The organism is Otariodibacter sp., from assembly GCF_029256985.1.
Taxonomy (GTDB): Bacteria; Pseudomonadota; Gammaproteobacteria; order Enterobacterales; family Pasteurellaceae; genus Otariodibacter.
On sequence record NZ_JARIDQ010000020.1, the window covers coordinates 19,976 to 37,571 of the forward strand.

The window sequence follows — 17,596 nt, forward strand, 5'->3', positions numbered from 1 at the left end:
TTATTTTTTAATATTATTCACCAGATTTCTTATAGGATAAGAAATAATAAATTGCTGTAGCACATAATGAACAGATTGCCATAGTATATAGCATAGGTCGTTCTGTAGTTAATGGGATATGAGATAATCCTGAACTAATAATGGAAGCTATACCGAATCTTGCAGTACCTGCAACGGCATTTGCGGTACCTGCCATTTGAGGGTAGCGATCTAATATAGCAGCTGAAGCATTACTATTAATAGTTGATACCATTCCTACAAAGAAGGCAATACCAAGTGCCATTGGCCAGAATCCAAGTTGAAATGTTGCACAAATAATTAACCAGATAGCACCAATAAATTGTAGTGTTAATCCTAGTTTAAGCATATTTTCAGAACCAAATTTTGTCACGACACGGCCATTGATAAAAGTCATCACAATCAATACACCGATATTAAGAAAGAAAAAAAAGCCAAAGTTTTCTTGTGGTACGCCGTATATTCCTATATATACTAAAGATCCTGAGGTTAAGAAACAAAACATTCCTGAAAATGATAAGCCTCCAACCATAACATATCCAAGAGTTGGTTTATGTAATACTACTTTAACAAAGTTTTGTATAGTTTGTTTAAAACTAATAGGCTCTCTATTTTCTGGATTAAGAGTTTCCGGAACATTCTTAGCGAAAAGAATAGTAGAGATTAGTCCCATTGCAGCTAATATGTAGAAAATAAAACGCCAGTGAAACCACTTTGTGATGTATCCTCCAAAGATTGGTGCAAGTAGCGGTGCTAGCATAGTAATAATCATAATGCTAGACATAATTCTAGCGAATTGATCACGTGTAAATAGATCTCTTACTAATGCTCCTACAACAACAGTTGGAGCAGCTGCAAAACTTCCCTGAATAAAGCGAAAAATATAAAAAGTAGTAATATCAGTTGTTTGAGTTAAAAATAAAGCTATTATAGATGAGCCTAAAAGCCCTATTATAATGATAGGCTTTCGCCCGAAGCTATCAGCTATTGGTCCCCAAAATAATTGACCTAGTGAGAAGCCTAGAGTAAAAATAGCCAATGTAAGTTGGATATTTTCTTGAGAAACATGTAATGTTTTTGCAATTTCTAAAAATGATGGGAGATACATATCTATCGCTAGAGGAGGAAGCATAGATAGTAATCCAATAATTATAATAAATAATTTATGTGTTGTTATAGACTGATTCATTAAAAACTCTCCATTTCTTTTTGTGTTAAGGGACGGAAGTTACCTTCTTCAAGGCTTTCATCGAGTACTACATCACCAATTTTCCAACGGTGTAATCCAATTACTTTATTACCAAGGGCTGCAAACATTCTCTTTACTTGATGATATCGACCTTCGCTAATGGTTAAATTAACGTTGTAGTCATCAATAATTTCTAATGACGCTGGTTTTGTGAGTGTTTTTTCGCCTCTTAATAAAAGACCTTCAGATAATAATTGAGCATAATTAGATTCAACGGGATCTGCTAAAGTGACGAGATAGGTTTTATCACACAAATACTTCGGGGATGTAATTCGATGTGACCATTGCCCATTATCCGTTAATAATACTAAACCTGTAGTATCCACATCTAAGCGACCCGCACAATGTAATCGAGTTGTGAGAGGGTAGTCAAAAAACTCAAAGACTGTTGGATAATCGCCTTCATCATGAGTACAAACATAGTTTTGCGGTTTATATAGCATAAAATACTGCCCAGCTTCTATCCATGCCAATTTTTCATTATCAAAAAAAATTTCATCTTGAGGAGTAATTTTTTTAGCACCATTTTTTTCAATAAAGTTATTGATCATAACTAAGCCAGATTTGATAGCTTTACTTGCTTGAGAGCGAGTAAGACCTGTATTTTCTGCAATAAATTTATCTAAACGCATATCCATTTTAAATTAAAAGTAAGAATGATGTAATTATATCCTTTTATTACAAAATAGTTGTAAATTTTTGAAAGCACCTTAGGTTATTTATGAATAACCTTATATAATAAACTAAGTTTATTTAGTGGAATGTGCTGTGGATATTAATATTAATTTTGCTATTTATTTGCAATTTTTTATTGGGCTTGTTGCAATTGTCAACCCATTTGGAATTTTACCAGTATTTTTTAGTATGACGTCCCACCAATATGAAGCTGAACGAAACAGAACTAATCTGGTAATGTCAATTTCTGTTGGTATAATTTTGCTTGTTAGCCTTTATTTTGGTAAGGTTATTCTTGATATATTTAGTATTTCATTACATTCGTTTCGTATTGCTGGTGGTATCTTAATTGTAACCATAGCAATGACAATGATTAGTGGTAAGCTAGGCGAACATAAACAAAATAAAGAAGAAAAAAATGCTGATCCTTCAGAGTATGAAAATATCGCAGTTGTTCCACTAGCTATGCCTATTTTAGCAGGACCTGGTGCCATAGGAACAACTATTGTATGGGGAACTCAATATAATACATGGATAGATTATATAGGTTTTACTATTTCAATAGTAGTATTTTCTTGTATGTGTTATACATTATTTAGATTTTCTGGTTTGGTAATGAAAAAATTGGGCAAAACTGGAACAAATATTGTTACACGGATTATGGGACTTATTTTAATGGCTTTGGGAATTGAAATTATTGTTGCAGGATTAACTAATCTTTTTCCTGTGCTGAGTTCAATAAGGTAATTATGAAACAATATATAAAGAATTTAGCGCATTTTAAAGGTTTTTTAGGGCATCTTATCGTTTGTTCTGTATTATCTGTACTAATAGTTGGGTGTGATCAGACTCCTTTACCACAAACAAAAATAAAGATTGAGAAAAAAATTCCAACAGAATTGAATCGAGCAATTTATTCTGCATATATACAATTGGATCCTCATTTTATTAAAGTAGCTGCAGATGCGGCACCCGTCAGAGATTTATTTCTTGGGTTGATGCGGTTTGACCCAAAAGGTAATATTATTAATGGTGTTGCTGAGAGTTATAAAACACAAGATAGCAAACATTGGGTTTTTAAAATTAGAAATGATGTTATATGGTCAAATGGTGAACCTGTCACAGCTGACGATTTTGTTGAGAGCTGGAAGCGTTTACTTGATCCAAGAGAATCATCGCCATTAGCTCAATACCTTATTTATATGGGATTAGAAAATGCTAAGGAAATTTTTAATGGAACTAAACCTTTAGATGACTTAGGTATCCATGCATTGAATTCCCAAATATTACAAATTGATCTAAAAGAGCCAAATCAACAACTACCCAAAATGTTGGCTCATGTTGCTTTATTGCCAACATATCATGGTAAAAAACCGGAAGATTCTAATCAAATTATTGTTAATGGTGATTATGAAGTTATATCAAGAGAGATAAATACGATAACTTTACACTCTAGAAAAGAGAATAATGCATTTAAGACAGTTAAATATCAACTAATTGGTACAGCTCAAAATCCAGATAGGTTTGATATTATTGAGAATCCGTTAAAAGGATATAGGCGTAATATTATAAAGCTACCTCAATTATGTACTTATTTTTATGAATTTAATTTCAATGATTCTAATTTAAGTAAGAAAGAAATTCGACAGGCTATTAGAGCAATGGTGTCTTCGTCAGATATTAGCAAAGGATTCGGTATTCCAGATTATTCTGTTCTACCATCAACGATGACTAGTGAAATTGGATATCAATTATCATCACATAGTGCAGAGCAATTCTTTGAACAATTAGGTCTTAAAGAGAAAAATATATTGCATATCAAAATTACTTTTGATAATGAAGGGAAGCATGAAGAAATTGCTAATCGAATAGCAAGAACATTGGGTCAATCTGATCTCTTTAGAGTAACTCTCGATCCAGTTTCTTGGGAAAGCTTGTTAAAAAAAAGAGATAGTAAAAATTTTCAACTAATCCGATCTGGATGGTGTGCTGATTATAATGATCCTGTATTATTTCTTAATCAATTTCATTCTACTAGCTTGGACAATAAGAGTGGATATTCAAACTCTATTGTGGATGAAAAATTAGAGAAACTTAAGATAAGTTTATTAACTGAAGAAGAACGAGATAGTTTAATTTTAGAAATAATTAAGCAATTAGAAGAGGATGTAGCTATTCTTCCTCTCTTTCAATATCAACGTCGAGTATCTGTAGCACCAGATATTGTTGGAGTTGATAAAGATAATACAAGTGAAGTAATTTATAGCAAAGATTTATATAGAAATAAGGAAGAAGGATGAATCAAATGAATGAATCTCAGCTAATTGAAATTAAAAATATTATTCAAAAGTTTACACATGAAACTTTACAAAAAGATTTAATTACATTAAAGGTATTAAAAAAAGTTGAGTTAGCTAATGATATATTATGTATAGAATTAGTTATGCCGTTTGCTTGGAATACAGTATTTGAGCAGTTTAAACAACATGTTGAAGATAAAATAAAAAAAATAGCTAATATTGATCATATTAAATGGGTTGTTGACTATAAAATTGCAACATTAAAAAGAGCAAATAATCATCCTGCTGTAAATGGTGTAAAAAATATTATTGCAGTAACATCAGGAAAAGGTGGTGTAGGGAAATCAACTACAGCAGTTAATTTAGCTCTTGCGTTAAAGGCGCAGGGGGCGAGAGTAGGGATTCTTGATGCAGATATTTACGGACCATCTATTCCTCATATGCTAGGAGCTGCAGATCAAAGACCAACATCTCCAGATAATAAACATATTACACCAATTGAAGCTCATGGAATTTTTTCTAATTCAATTGGCTATTTGATGGATGCTAATAACGCAACAATTTGGCGTGGTCCAATGGCAAGTAGTGCATTGAGTCAATTATTACAAGAAACATGGTGGCCTGATTTAGATTATCTTGTAATTGATATGCCACCAGGCACGGGAGATATCCAATTAACGCTTTCTCAACAAATTCCTGTAACAGGTGCTGTTGTAGTTACGACACCACAAGATATTGCATTATTAGATGCAATTAAAGGTATCTCAATGTTTGAACGAGTTTCTGTACCAGTACTCGGCATCATTGAAAATATGAGTGTACATATCTGTTCTAATTGTGGTCATCATGAAAATATTTTTGGAACGGGTGGTGCAACAAAAGTTGCTGAGAAATATAATACTCAAGTATTAGGCCAATTACCATTGCACATTAAGCTTCGCAAGGATCTTGATAAAGGAATACCAACGGTTGTTGCAGATCCAACTCATGAAATCAGTCAATTTTATTTAGACTTAGCTGCTAAAGTTGCTTCTGAATTATATTGGCAGGGTAATGTTATTCCTTCTGAGATTATGATTAGAGAGGTGAAGTAAACTTTTGTCAAATTTTAGGTGTAATGGGAAAAATTCAGACTGCTACACCTTTTAAAGCTATATACTATCTATATTATCTGCACGGATTGATAGAAATAAATCAAAAACTGCCCTTTTTGTGGTAAAAACTACGTTAAAAAGAATGGTTGTAAATCAGGAAAATAGCAGTATAAATGCCTTACCTGTCACAGGGGTAGTTTTTAGGTGGTAAATGCCTTAATAATCAAATTTTGCGGCAAGAATATATCCGTGCAAATGTGTCAATTTCATCAGTTACAGATAATTACCCGATACTTAACTCGTCGCCCTCAAAATATCGCAAGTATTGAGCTAAGAGATCTAGTTAAACATAAAATCTTACGATAAAAGTGAGTTAAAACGACAATTAAGTAGCCACAATAGATTAAGTAAATAGCGTAACATCAAGTTTATTAAGAATTTTTATTGACATACTCTGCAAATAACCTGAATTTTGTTAATTACGCCTTATTAAGCAGGATTATTGATATCAATAAATTCTACATCTAAGTTATACTCATCAGCTAACCATTTACCTAAAGCTTTAACTCCTCCCCGTTCTGTTGCATGATGGCCGCAAGCAAAATAATAAATTCCCTGTTCTCGTGCTGAATGAGTAGTTTGTTCAGATATTTCACCACTAATAAAAGCATCAATTCCTTTACTTGCTGCCAAATCAATATACCCTTGACCACCACCAGTACAAATACCAACGGTTTTTATCAATTTTGAAGGATATTCATCAACAAATTCATCGCATAAAATAATTTCATGATTTAAGATAGATTCTAATTTTATTTTTAAATCATTAGCCGAAATAGGGGTCTCTAAATTGCCATAGACTGGGATAGAATAGGGTTTATCCTCAAGTCCTTGTAGATGAGTGACACTAATTTGTTTTGCTAATTGTGCATTATTACCCAGTTCTAAATGTACATCTAAAGGCAAATGATAGCCAAATAGATTAATATCATGAGTTATTAATTTTTTGATCCTTTTGCCTTTCATTCCTTTGATACATGGATTCTCACTTTTCCAGAAATAGCCGTGATGGACTAATATAGCGTCAGCATTTCGTTCAATAGCGGCGTCTATTAATGGTAGAGAAGCTGTTACTCCTGTAACTATTTTTCTGATTTCTTTTTTTCCTTCAATTTGTAACCCATTTGGAGCATAGTCTGAAATCATAGAGCTACTCAATTTTTCATTTAAAATATATTCAAGTTTTAAATTTGTTAACATCAAAAAATCCCTTAATTAGTAATTACTCGATCCACAGTGGTAAGTCTATTTTTATTCTAAGTCCACCGAGATAACTTTTTTCTGCAATAACAGAGCCAGAGTGTTGACTTATAGCATTAGAAACAATAGCTAATCCTAAACCTGTTCCTCCTGTTTGCCTTGCTCTATCTTCTTGAACTCTAGCAAAAGGCCTAAATATTTCTTCATATTGGTTTTCTGGTACACCAATGCCATCATCATCAACTGTAATGATAAGCCTTGTTTTCTCAATGTGAATTTTTACAGCAATTAAAGTTTTTGCATATTTTTGAGCATTTCGAATTACATTTTCGACTGCACTAGAAAGCATAGATACATTACCATTAATATAATATTTAGAAGGTTCACTAATATCTATATCTGTAGAAAAGCTTAACTTATTTTGTTCTATTTCGAATTTTGCATCATCAAATACATCTTCCCAAATTTTATCAATTTGAAAAACTTCTCTATTAACGTGTTGATTTAATTGATCTCTAGATAGTGAAAGTAAATCGTGTATCATTGTATCTAATTTTTGAATTTCATTATTTATTCTTTTTAGCTCGTTAGATTCTCCATTTCTGAGTCTTAATAAAGATACAGCTAATTGCATTCTTGTTAACGGAGTTTTTAACTCATGAGAAATATCAGAGAGTAAGCGTTGTTGATATGTTGTGAGTTCCTGTAATGCTCTTATCATTTTATTAAAACTATTACCTACTAATCTAAGTTCATGAATTCCTTCATTTTCTAATCTAGGGTTAACAACTAAATTTCCTCTAGCAACCGCATCTGCTGATAATTGTAAAGCTTTAACTGGTTTTGCCATTCTCATTGATAACCACAATAGAAGAGGTAATGATATGAATAGTAGTAAAATAAGCATTAAGATCGGAGAGTCAAAAATTTGATCAGATACCTTATCAATATAAGGAATTTGTTCATCTGTATGCTTGATGAAATATTGATAATAGCTTCTACTACTAGATTCTATAACAAAAGGTCCATAAATCTCAACAGAATCAAATCGGCGTTGTAAAGGCTTTTCTGGATTATGTGCACCTAATATAAAGGCATATAATGTATTAAGATCAGAACTAGTTACACCACTCATTTTTTGAGTGATTGGATCAAATAGAATAACATCAAATCCATTAACACTTGATACCATTAAATTTCGACGAAATAATTCATCTAAATTATATTCTAATTGTGTATTGATACTTTCATTTTGAAAGAATGTGAATTCTTTTTTTTCAATAGGGTTAAATACTCGAGCATCAAAATTTGGCAGAATAAGAGCAATACCTATCATAATTGAAACTATCACAACGAAAGATACAAAAATTTGATAAACGAAATAAGTATGTAATGTTTTAATTTTATTCCAGTATTTAATCATATTAGCTTAATATTAAAATAATCTGTAGAAGATTAAACTCAATTTGATATTTATATCTGACAGTTTTTTTATTTAAAACAGTATGTCTGTCAAATTAATTTGAGCTTGAATTATTTTTAATTCAAATTTGTTTTCTTTAGAGTAATATACATCATTGATGTTCTTCTGTAGACATTTTATTTCTATAAGTGTGATAATTATAGAAAGTATCTAGATTTATTCCTATTTAGTTTACACGTCCTCAAAATATTACCCAACTCTTCGCTAAATTTGGTAAATTTATTCAAAAAATTATGAGAGTTTCTTTTTTGTTTAGATTGAAGTTATACACTTAAATTACAAATAAGAAACTCTCTTTTTACTTATATAATTTGTCAGATTAAGTCTGATTTTCTACATATTAACTCATACGATAGTTTGGAGCTTCTTTTGTGATAGTAACATCATGAACATGACTTTCTTTGATACCTGCACCACTGATTTTGACAAACTGTGCTTTGGTACGAAGATCTTCGATTGTTGCACAACCCGTTAAGCCCATACAAGAACGTAGTCCACCCATTTGTTGATGGATAATTTCTTTTAAGAAACCTTTATAAGGAATTCGTCCTTCGATACCTTCAGGTACTAATTTATCTGCAGCATTGTCAGATTGGAAGTAACGATCTGATGAACCTTTAGACATTGCACCCAATGAACCCATACCACGATAAGATTTAAATGCACGACCTTGGAATAGCTCAATTTCACCGGGTGCTTCTTCTGTTCCTGCAAACATTGAGCCTACCATTACACAAGAAGCCCCTGCTGCTAATGCCTTAGCAATATCGCCAGAGTAGCGAATTCCACCATCGGCAATAACTGGGATTCCACGATCTTTTAATGCTTCTGCTGCATCAGAAATTGCGGTAATTTGTGGTACACCGACACCAGTAACGATACGAGTGGTACAAATTGAACCCGGTCCAATACCCACTTTAACTGCACTTGCTCCAGCATCAGCTAGGGCAATCGCACCTTCTGCTGTGGCAATATTACCTGCAACAATAGGTAAATTAGGGTATTTTGCACGAGTTTCTCTTACACGTTGTAAAACGCCTTCTGAATGACCATGTGAAGAATCAATTAAAAGTACATCAACTCCCGCTTTTACTAATGCTTCAATACGTTCTTCATTACCTGGACCGGCACCAACTGCCGCTCCAACACGTAAGCGACCAAATTCATCTTTACAGGCATTAGGTTTACTTTCTGCTTTAGTATAATCTTTCAAAGTTATCATACCTTTTAATTTGAAGTCGTCATCAATAACAAGCACTTTTTCAACACGATTTATATGCATTAAGTGGAATATTTCTTCGCGGCTTGCTCCTTCTTTAACAGTAACCAAGCGTGATTTAGGTGTCATAAATTCAGATACTTTCTTATCCATATCAGAGATAAAACGAGTATCACGTCCAGTAATAATACCAACGAGGTTATTTTCCTTATCAACAACGGGGTAGCCAGCAAAACCATTTTTAGCAACTAATTGTGAAAGCTCTTTTAATGTCATATTTGGTGACACTGTCACGGGTTCTGAAACAATACCACTTTCAAATTTTTTCACTTTACGAACACGATCTGCTTGGCGTTCAATGGTCATATTTTTGTGAATAAAACCAATACCACCTTCTTGAGCTAAAGAAATAGCCAATTTTGTTTCAGTAACTGTATCCATAGCTGCTGAAAGCATAGGAATGTTGAGACGGATTTCTTTAGTAAGCTGAGTTGAAAGATTTGCTGTATTCGGTAATACAGTAGAATGTGCAGGGAGAAGAAGAACATCATCAAACGTAAGTGCTTCTTTGACTAATCGTAACATTGCAATAGTTCCTTAGTTAAAGTTTTAAAATATAAAGCTGGAAAAATTGCGAGCGGATTATACAGGGACTTATTGTGTTTGTAAATTTATAAGCGGTCAGTTTATCTTTTTTTTTGTAAAATTTTTGGAAAACTGACCGCTTGTTGTGTGGCTATCTATACGATTTCAACATAGAGATCTTGATACTGTTTTGCAATTTTTTCCCATCCAAAATCTTGGGCTAACGCATTCTGACGAATACTCGACCAAAGCTTTTGTTTTTTCCATAACTTAATTGCTTTTAAAATCGCATCTAAGAAATCTTCTGGATCAGGATGTTTAAATACAAAACCTGTAGCAGTGCGATTTTCTATCGCCTCTTTATTGCTATTGTTTACCGTATCGGCTAATCCTCCTGTTTTTCTTACAAGGGGTAGCGTACCGTATTTTAATCCATAAAGTTGAGTTAAACCACAAGGTTCAAATCGGCTAGGGACTAAAATTACATCTCCACCTGCAATAATTTGGTGAGATAATGCTTCATCATAACCAATTTTCACGCCAATTTGATTAGGATATTGAGCTTGAGCATCTCTTAATGCTTGTTCTAAATCTGGAGAGCCACTACCAAGTACAATCACTTGCACAGAGTGTTGCATAATAGTATCAATATTGGTGAGTAAGAAATCCGCACCTTTTTGCTCTGTTAATCGAGTAACCATAACAAAGAGTAAGGTTTCTTTTTCTTCTGGTAAATTAAATTGGCGTTGTAATTCGGTCTTATTTTTTGCTTTACCTTGCATATAACTTGCATGATAGTGTGCGATAATATTAGGATCTGTTGCAGGATCCCAAATATTCCCATCTACACCATTTAATATACCTTGTAATCTACCTTCTGCTTGGCGAGTTTGTAATAGCCCATGCAATCCACCACCCGCGACTTCTTCAGTAATTTCTTGTGCATAGGTTGGGCTTACGGTTGTCACTCTATCAGCATAATACACTCCAGCTTTTAAATAAGAAATTTCGCCGTAAAATTCTAATCCATTTGTATTAAAGAATGACCAAGGTAACGAGATTTCATTAAGATGATGAGATTGGAAACGACCTGCATAAGCAATATTGTGAATAGTAAATACACTTTTAACAGGGCTATTCCAGCTTTTTAGATAGGCACAAGCTAGTCCGGCTTGCCAATCATGAGCATGAAGTATATCAGCTCGACCCCACCAATTATCAAGTCCTTCGGAAAGTTGAGCACCTAAATAACTGAGTAACGCAAAGCGTTTATAGTTATCCATATAGTCATGATAATTTTTATCATAGTAAGGTAATGAACGATTATATAATTCAGGGATGTCAATTACATAAACGCCTAATCCATTGAAATAAGCGAATCTTAATGTAACAACACCAGCAAATGTACCTAATGTGACAACTTCGGATGTTTCACCCAACTTTTCAGCAACTTGAGGATAATAGGGGAGTAATACTCGGACATCATTACCCTCAGCTTGTTGAGCGTAAGGTAATGCACCAATGACATCGGCAAGTCCTCCTGTTTTAATAAGCGGGTACATTTCTGAACAAACATGTAATATTTTCATTTAGATTAACCTGTTTGATATATCGAAAAAACATAGAGGCATAACGTAATATGCTAAAACACAGTTATGCCTTGTAATTACTTAAGTAAAATAAATATTATTTTGCTAATTTATCTAACATTTTTTGACAAACTAATACGATTCCACCTTTACTAATGCGGAAGTGTTTCGCATCTTCTTCTGGGTTTACCCCAATCTGTAAACCATCAGGAATTTCACAATGACGATCAATTACTGCACGCTTAATTGTACAATTCTTTCCAATAATCACTTGAGGTAAAACAACACATTCAGAAACAACACTATCTTCTCCTACTTTAACTTCATGAAATAAAACAGAATTACTGATTTCTGCATCAGTAATTACACTTCCACCTGCAATTAAAGAGTTATCTAATGTGCTCGTACGCGCTTTTTTATAAAAAAACCTTGCAGGTGCAGTTTGTTGTGGTCGTCCATGAATTGGCCAAGATTTATCATAAAGATCTAATTGTGGTTTCTCACTAACTAAATCCATATGTGCTGCCCAATAACTATCAATAGTACCTACATCTCTCCAGTAAATGGTACCTGTTGCATTACGACCTTCACTAGAACGCTCAAATGGATGAGCATAAATTACCCCTTGTTCTACCGCTTTAGGAATAATATCTTTACCAAAGTCGTGAGTAGTGTTTGGATTAGTAACTTCTTTATCTAGCATTTCATACAAATAGTCAGCATTAAATACGTAGATACCCATTGAAGCAAGTGATGAATTTGGTTTATCTGGCATTGCTGGTGGATCAGCTGGTTTTTCGACAAATGCTTTGACTTGTAATTTCTCATTCACTGCCATTACACCAAACTCACTAGCTTGGTTACGAGGAACTTCAATACATCCTACTGTACATTTAGCTCCTGAATCAACGTGATCTTCTAACATTCTATTGTAATTCATCTTATAAATATGGTCGCCGGCAAGAATAATGACATATTTAGGGCAGTAGTGGCTTTTCATGATTGCCATATTTTGATAAACCGCATCTGCTGTTCCACGATACCATGTTGTTTCATCAAGTTGCTGACGAGCTGGTAACATATCAATATATTGATTGCGTTCATAAGGTAAAAATGACCAGCCACGTTGTAAATGGCGAAGAAGAGAATGAGCCGCATATTGTGTAATTACACCTATTTTAAGTAGGTTTGAATTGATACAGTTTGAAAGTGCAAAATCAATAATACGGCGACTACCACCAAAATAAACAGCAGGTTTAGCACGGTTATCTGTTAATTCATATAAACGAGATCCTCTTCCTCCAGCTAAAATTAACACGAGAGTTTGTGAGGTTAAATTGCGTTTATCTGTATATGTTTCTTGTGTTAGCATATTTATCTCCAAATTGAATTATTAAAAGATATTCCTTTGAAGTACGCATACTCCCATATTTGAGAAAGTAACTGCTGGCGTATCAGTCATTAGAGTAATATTTTCTGTACCTAACAGAACACTCCATTTTCCTTCAGGTAGTAAAAATGTGGTTGCTACTCGATTTATATTAATTAAAATCAACCAATCCCTATCAAGCAATATTTGTAAATTTTTATTATCTGGGTTATGCCAATCATCCGATTGGATTAAAGTAGAATCTGCTTTTAACCACTGTACAGAGTCTGCATCCCACCACTTACTTTGATCAGATAATGATGGTATTTGCTTTCTTATTTTGATTAGCTGTGTAGTAAAGCTGATAAGGTCCTGATCAGCTTTTTGCCAATCTATCCAAGTAATTTTATTGTCTTGACAATAACTATTGTTATTACCTTTTTGACTATGTCCTAGTTCATCTCCAGCTAGAATCATAGGAATACCATGTGATAAAAGTAGAGTAGTTAATAATACCTTCTTACTTTGTATTCTGGCTTGAATAATATCAGGATCGCTAGTTTCACCTTCTACACCATGGTTATAACTGATATTGTCGTTATAACCATCTCGATTCTCTTCACCATTATCCCAATTATGTTTTTCGTTATAACTGACTAAATCATGTAGTGTGAATCCATCATGAGCAGTAATAAAGTTAATATTATTCATCGGTAAACGATTATGAGCAAAAATATCATCACTTCCTGCGAATCTGCGAACAAAAGTACCTAAGTCACCGCTTATAGCTAAGATAAAACGACGCATATCATCACGATATTGCCCATTCCAATCAGCAAAAGGTTTTGGAAATGCACCAAGTTGATAGCCTCCTAAACCAGTATCCCAAGGTTCAGCAATTAATTTTATATTAGAGAGTTTTGCATTACTCGTCACAGCTGAGAAAAATGCCGCTTTATCAGAAAAACTTGGAGTTCTGCCTAAAAGTGAGGCTAAATCAAAACGGAAACCATCTACATGACACTCTTCAGCCCAGTAAATAAGGCAATCTATCACCCAGCGTAATACCATGGGATCATCATTGATCTTGATACTATGACCACAGCCAGTCCAATTATAGTAGTTTTTATTTTCATCCAACCAGTAATAGGCTTGATTATCTATTCCACGTTGGCAAAGTGTTGGGCCATCAATGCCTGATTCTGCCGTATGATTAAAAACTATATCTAATATGACTTCAATTCCTACTTTATGTAGGTTTTTAACCATATTTTTAAATTCAGCAAGAGGGTGTTTTTTATCACTTGCTAAAGTTGGATCGACTGCAAAATGCCCTATAGTGTTGTAGCCCCAATAATTAGAAAGTCCTAATTTTTGTAAATGAGGTTCATCGACATGATAGGCTACAGGCAACAACTCGATAGCAGTAATTCCCAAATTTTTCAAATACTCAATTGAGGATTCATGAGCCAAACCTGCAAAAGTACCAGCTATATTTTTAGGAATATTCGGATTCTTTTTACTAAATCCTTTAACATGAGCTTCGTAAATAATAGTGTCAGACCAGTCTGTTTGAGGTGATTTATCTCCTTCCCAATCAAACTCACGATCAGTGATGACTGATTTTGGTGCTAAAGATGCATTATCTCTATCATCATCCCAGAAAAACCAAGAATCACCTTCTTTAGTGGTTAGATCTGGTGTTCCTTCAATAGCGTAAGAATAAGGATCAATGAGTAATTTTTGTGGATTGAATAGATTACCTTGTGATATATCACTTACTCCATCTACTCTGAATCCGTATCGAGTCCCTTCTTTCACTTCAGTAACAAAAACATGCCATATATCATTATTTTTATCATGAAACATTGGAATTTTGGTTTCTTTTCCATCAATAAATAAACAAAGATCGACGGCGGTTGCTCGGCGAGAAAAAAGTGAAAAATTCACACCCTTTTCTCCATCAATTTCTGTAATAAAACTTCCTAATGGAAATGATTGTCCTGAAAAATACTGCATGGTAATACCTAAATTATTCTCTAATAATAAATATGGTTGAAAGTGGTGGTAATGTTAAATTAAGTGAATAAGGTCTATTATGTGAAGGTATTTCATCACAATTAATATAACCAAAATTACCAACATTACTTCCCATGTAATACATTGAATCTGAGTTAAGGATTTCTTTATATAGACTATGCTGAGAAACTCCAATACGATAGTTTTCCCTTGGGTTTGGTGTAAAATTACTTACAACGATAATACATTGACCATTTTTTGCTTTACGCTCAAAAGCAAATACTGATTGATCTGCATCATCTACTACTAACCATTCAAATCCTTCAGGTGAATAATCTAATTCATGCAATGCGGGAGTTTGAGTATATAGATGATTGAGATCTTTCACCCAACTGAGCATACCTTTATGCCAATCACTATTAGAATCTTCAGAGAGTAAGAACCAATCGAGGCTTTTCTCATAATCCCATTCCCTTTTCTGAGCAAATTCATTGCCCATAAAGAGTAATTTCTTACCAGGATAACCCCACATATAACCGTAGTAAGCTCGTAAATTTGCAAATTTTTGCCAACGATCACCAGGCATTTTTTCAATAAGGGAACCTTTTCCATGAACCACTTCGTCATGAGAGAGTGGTAGCATAAATTTTTCACTGTATTGATAAACCATACCAAAAGTCATCAAATTATGATGATATTTTCTATAAATAGGATCGGTCTGCATGTAACGAAGGGTGTCATTCATCCACCCCATATTCCATTTATAATCAAAAGCAAGCCCATGATGGTCTACTGGATGTGTGACGCCAGGGAAAGATGTAGATTCTTCTGCTATTGTGATACTTCCCATTCCTTCTTTCTTGAGCATCGTATTGGTTTTACGTAAAAATGCCAGAGCTTCTAAATTTTCTCGACCACCATATTGATTTGGAATCCACTGACCCTCTGCACGTGAATAATCACGGTAAATCATCGAGGCAACAGCATCTACACGTAAAGCATCAATACCAAAACGTTCAACCCAATAGAGTGCATTGCCAGATAAATAATTATGTACTTCGTTACGCCCATAATTAAAAATTAAGGTGTTCCAATCTTGATGATATCCTTCTTTAGGATCTGCATGTTCGTATAAATGTGTACCATCAAAATAACCTAAACCATGTTCATCTGTTGGGAAGTGTCCCACTACCCAGTCTAAAATCACATTGATGCCTGCTTCATGAGCCTTACTAATCAAGAAACGTAAATCATCAGGTGAACCAAAGCGACTAGTCGGAGCATAAATTCCAGTTGGTTGATAGCCCCACGAACCATCGAATGGAAATTCTGAAATAGGTAATAATTCAATATGGGTAAATCCCATATCTTTTACATAGGGGATTAATTCATCAGCAATTTCTCGATAATTAAGCCAATAATTATTTTCTAAATTACGACGCCAAGAACCCAAGTGCACTTCATAAATTGAAATAGGTTGATCTGATGCATTGGCTTTCCGTCTTGTTTCATCAGGTTCAACAATAGCTGGTAAACCTGAAGCAACAGAAGCTGTATCTGGACGGAACTGTGCAGAAAAAGCATAAGGATCTGATTTTAAACGTAATTGGCCGTTATGATCTAAAATTTCATATTTATAAAGGGTATTTTTATGAGCATTTGGGATAAAAATATCCCAAATTCCCGTATTTGGATGGAATCTCATTGGATGACGTCTTCCATCCCAAAAGTTAAAATCACCCACTACGGAAACTCGTCTAGCATTTGGTGCCCAAAGAGTAAAGTGAATACCTCCGACATCATTATGAGTGACTAAATGTGCACCTAATTTTTCATAAGGACGAATGTGTGTTCCTTCAGAAAGTAACCAACTATCTACATCAGTGATGTGTGATTGGAAACGGTAAGGATCTTCAATATCAATTGTTGCATGAGTATATTCGACCAATAAGCGGTAGGATAAATCTGCTTTTTTACCCATTATTTCAGCAATAAAAACAGAATCATCATCAATTTTTATCATTTTTTGAATGGGGTTAGCATTTTGGTCAATAACTGTGACTGATATAGCTTCAGGTAAGAAAGTTCTAATGACAACACCAGAATCTATAGAATGAATACCTAAGTATGCAAAAGGATCACGACATGTTCCAGAATTAAGTTGTGCAATAAAATAAGAATCTAGATTAGACGAGAATAATTGACTTGAATCTTTCATTTGCTCTCCTTAACTGCATAGCATTGAAAGGAAGACGCTCCGGTCTTTTGAACAAAATCTATCAGAAATAATCTTATAGTACAAATTTAATATTAAAATATTTGACATTGATCACAAACATTAAAACATTATAATAATCAAATAGTTATTTTACTTTTTGATTTTAACTTTTTATTAAAAAAAAGGATTGTAAATTTATATCAATTACAAAGGATTTTGATCTTTTATAGCATTAATAATAATTAATAATATATGGAGCGATCTTTTTTTAGACATTTAAACCGTAAGTATAAAATTATCGTTTGACAGTTGCAGTAATTTTCGTAAAATGCACATCGTTCAAAACAACATATCATTTGCGGGAATAGCTCAGTTGGTAGAGCACGACCTTGCCAAGGTCGGGGTCGCGAGTTCGAGCCTCGTTTCCCGCTCCATTTTTTTATGGCGTGTTAGCAAAGCGGTTATGCACTGGATTGCAAATCCATGTAGCTCGGTTCGACTCCGGGACACGCCTCCAT

General features: G+C 33.8%; 12 protein-coding genes and 2 tRNA genes. 5 read left to right on the top strand and 9 right to left on the bottom strand.

Going from position 1 to position 17,596, the window contains the following annotated elements; all coding sequences use genetic code 11:
• Positions 1-13: 13 nt before the first annotated feature.
• Both Q1J40_RS02155 and rsuA read right to left on the bottom strand, forming a co-directional pair.
• The gene (locus tag Q1J40_RS02155) at positions 14-1,207 is read right to left on the bottom strand and encodes a Bcr/CflA family multidrug efflux MFS transporter (protein ID WP_301098393.1); all 1,194 of its coding nucleotides are present in this window, start codon (positions 1,205-1,207) and stop codon (positions 14-16) included.
• Positions 1,207-1,899, bottom strand: a complete 693-nt coding sequence (gene rsuA, locus Q1J40_RS02160; protein ID WP_301098394.1) for a 16S rRNA pseudouridine(516) synthase RsuA — start codon at positions 1,897-1,899, stop codon at positions 1,207-1,209. The genes Q1J40_RS02155 and rsuA overlap by 1 nt, the downstream gene beginning before the upstream one ends.
• 136 nt (positions 1,900-2,035) lie before the next feature.
• On the opposite strand from rsuA, the gene Q1J40_RS02165 reads away from it, so the two are divergent.
• The 3 genes from Q1J40_RS02165 to apbC are packed head-to-tail and all read left to right on the top strand — an operon-like array spanning position 2,036 to position 5,336.
• Positions 2,036-2,689 (top strand): YchE family NAAT transporter, encoded by a 654-nt coding sequence (locus tag Q1J40_RS02165; protein WP_301098395.1) that lies wholly within the window; start codon positions 2,036-2,038, stop codon positions 2,687-2,689.
• Positions 2,690-2,691: 2 nt separating this feature from the next.
• Entirely contained in the window at positions 2,692-4,242 is a 1,551-nt protein-coding gene (locus Q1J40_RS02170) for a peptide ABC transporter substrate-binding protein (protein WP_301098396.1), read from the top strand.
• A complete protein-coding gene (gene apbC, locus Q1J40_RS02175) occupies positions 4,239-5,336 on the top strand; it encodes an iron-sulfur cluster carrier protein ApbC (protein WP_301098397.1) in 1,098 nt (365 codons plus the stop codon). Before Q1J40_RS02170 ends, apbC begins: the two co-directional genes overlap by 4 nt.
• Before the next feature lie 489 nt (positions 5,337-5,825).
• On the opposite strand, the gene Q1J40_RS02180 is transcribed toward apbC, so the two are convergent.
• From Q1J40_RS02180 to glgB, 7 genes are all read right to left on the bottom strand, one after another.
• Positions 5,826-6,596, bottom strand: a complete 771-nt coding sequence (locus Q1J40_RS02180) for a Nif3-like dinuclear metal center hexameric protein (RefSeq protein WP_502306653.1) — start codon at positions 6,594-6,596, stop codon at positions 5,826-5,828.
• 22 nt (positions 6,597-6,618) lie between these two features.
• Positions 6,619-8,019, bottom strand: coding sequence for an envelope stress sensor histidine kinase CpxA (gene cpxA / locus Q1J40_RS02185; RefSeq protein WP_301098399.1), 1,401 nt, complete (start codon positions 8,017-8,019; stop codon positions 6,619-6,621).
• A 400-nt stretch (positions 8,020-8,419) separates the two neighbouring features.
• Complete coding sequence (guaB, locus tag Q1J40_RS02190; protein ID WP_301098400.1) at positions 8,420-9,883, bottom strand: IMP dehydrogenase; 1,464 nt, start codon at positions 9,881-9,883, stop codon at positions 8,420-8,422.
• Between the two features lie 155 nt (positions 9,884-10,038).
• Positions 10,039-11,472 carry a glycogen synthase GlgA gene (glgA, locus tag Q1J40_RS02195; protein ID WP_301098401.1) on the bottom strand — a complete coding sequence of 478 codons (1,434 nt, stop codon included), beginning with the start codon at positions 11,470-11,472 and terminating at the stop codon, positions 10,039-10,041.
• A gap of 97 nt (positions 11,473-11,569) precedes the next feature.
• The gene (glgC, locus tag Q1J40_RS02200; RefSeq protein ID WP_301098402.1) at positions 11,570-12,844 is read right to left on the bottom strand and encodes a glucose-1-phosphate adenylyltransferase; all 1,275 of its coding nucleotides are present in this window, start codon (positions 12,842-12,844) and stop codon (positions 11,570-11,572) included.
• Between the two features lie 21 nt (positions 12,845-12,865).
• Positions 12,866-14,860 (bottom strand): glycogen debranching protein GlgX, encoded by a 1,995-nt coding sequence (gene glgX, locus Q1J40_RS02205; RefSeq protein ID WP_301098403.1) that lies wholly within the window; start codon positions 14,858-14,860, stop codon positions 12,866-12,868.
• A 13-nt stretch (positions 14,861-14,873) separates the two neighbouring features.
• On the bottom strand, positions 14,874-17,078 hold the full coding sequence (gene glgB / locus Q1J40_RS02210; RefSeq protein ID WP_301098404.1) for a 1,4-alpha-glucan branching protein GlgB: 2,205 nt from the start codon (positions 17,076-17,078) through the stop codon (positions 14,874-14,876).
• Between the two features lie 358 nt (positions 17,079-17,436).
• Here glgB and Q1J40_RS02215 point away from each other — a divergent pair.
• A tRNA-Gly gene (locus Q1J40_RS02215) sits at positions 17,437-17,512 on the top strand.
• 9 nt (positions 17,513-17,521) lie between these two features.
• Positions 17,522-17,595: transfer RNA gene (locus tag Q1J40_RS02220), tRNA-Cys, on the top strand.
• The last annotated feature ends 1 nt before the right edge of the window (position 17,596 follow it).

Coding starts and splice junctions, on each gene's coding strand:
- Q1J40_RS02155 (WP_301098393.1), bottom strand. CDS start 1,207: ATGAATCAGTCTATAACAACACATAAATTATTTATTATAATTATTGGA.
- rsuA (WP_301098394.1), bottom strand. CDS start 1,899: ATGCGTTTAGATAAATTTATTGCAGAAAATACAGGTCTTACTCGCTCT.
- Q1J40_RS02170 (WP_301098396.1), top strand. CDS start 2,692: ATGAAACAATATATAAAGAATTTAGCGCATTTTAAAGGTTTTTTAGGG.
- apbC (WP_301098397.1), top strand. CDS start 4,239: ATGAATCAAATGAATGAATCTCAGCTAATTGAAATTAAAAATATTATT.
- Q1J40_RS02180 (WP_502306653.1), bottom strand. CDS start 6,596: ATGTTAACAAATTTAAAACTTGAATATATTTTAAATGAAAAATTGAGT.
- cpxA (WP_301098399.1), bottom strand. CDS start 8,019: ATGATTAAATACTGGAATAAAATTAAAACATTACATACTTATTTCGTT.
- guaB (WP_301098400.1), bottom strand. CDS start 9,883: ATGTTACGATTAGTCAAAGAAGCACTTACGTTTGATGATGTTCTTCTT.
- glgA (WP_301098401.1), bottom strand. CDS start 11,472: ATGAAAATATTACATGTTTGTTCAGAAATGTACCCGCTTATTAAAACA.
- glgC (WP_301098402.1), bottom strand. CDS start 12,844: ATGCTAACACAAGAAACATATACAGATAAACGCAATTTAACCTCACAA.
- glgX (WP_301098403.1), bottom strand. CDS start 14,860: ATGCAGTATTTTTCAGGACAATCATTTCCATTAGGAAGTTTTATTACA.
- glgB (WP_301098404.1), bottom strand. CDS start 17,078: ATGAAAGATTCAAGTCAATTATTCTCGTCTAATCTAGATTCTTATTTT.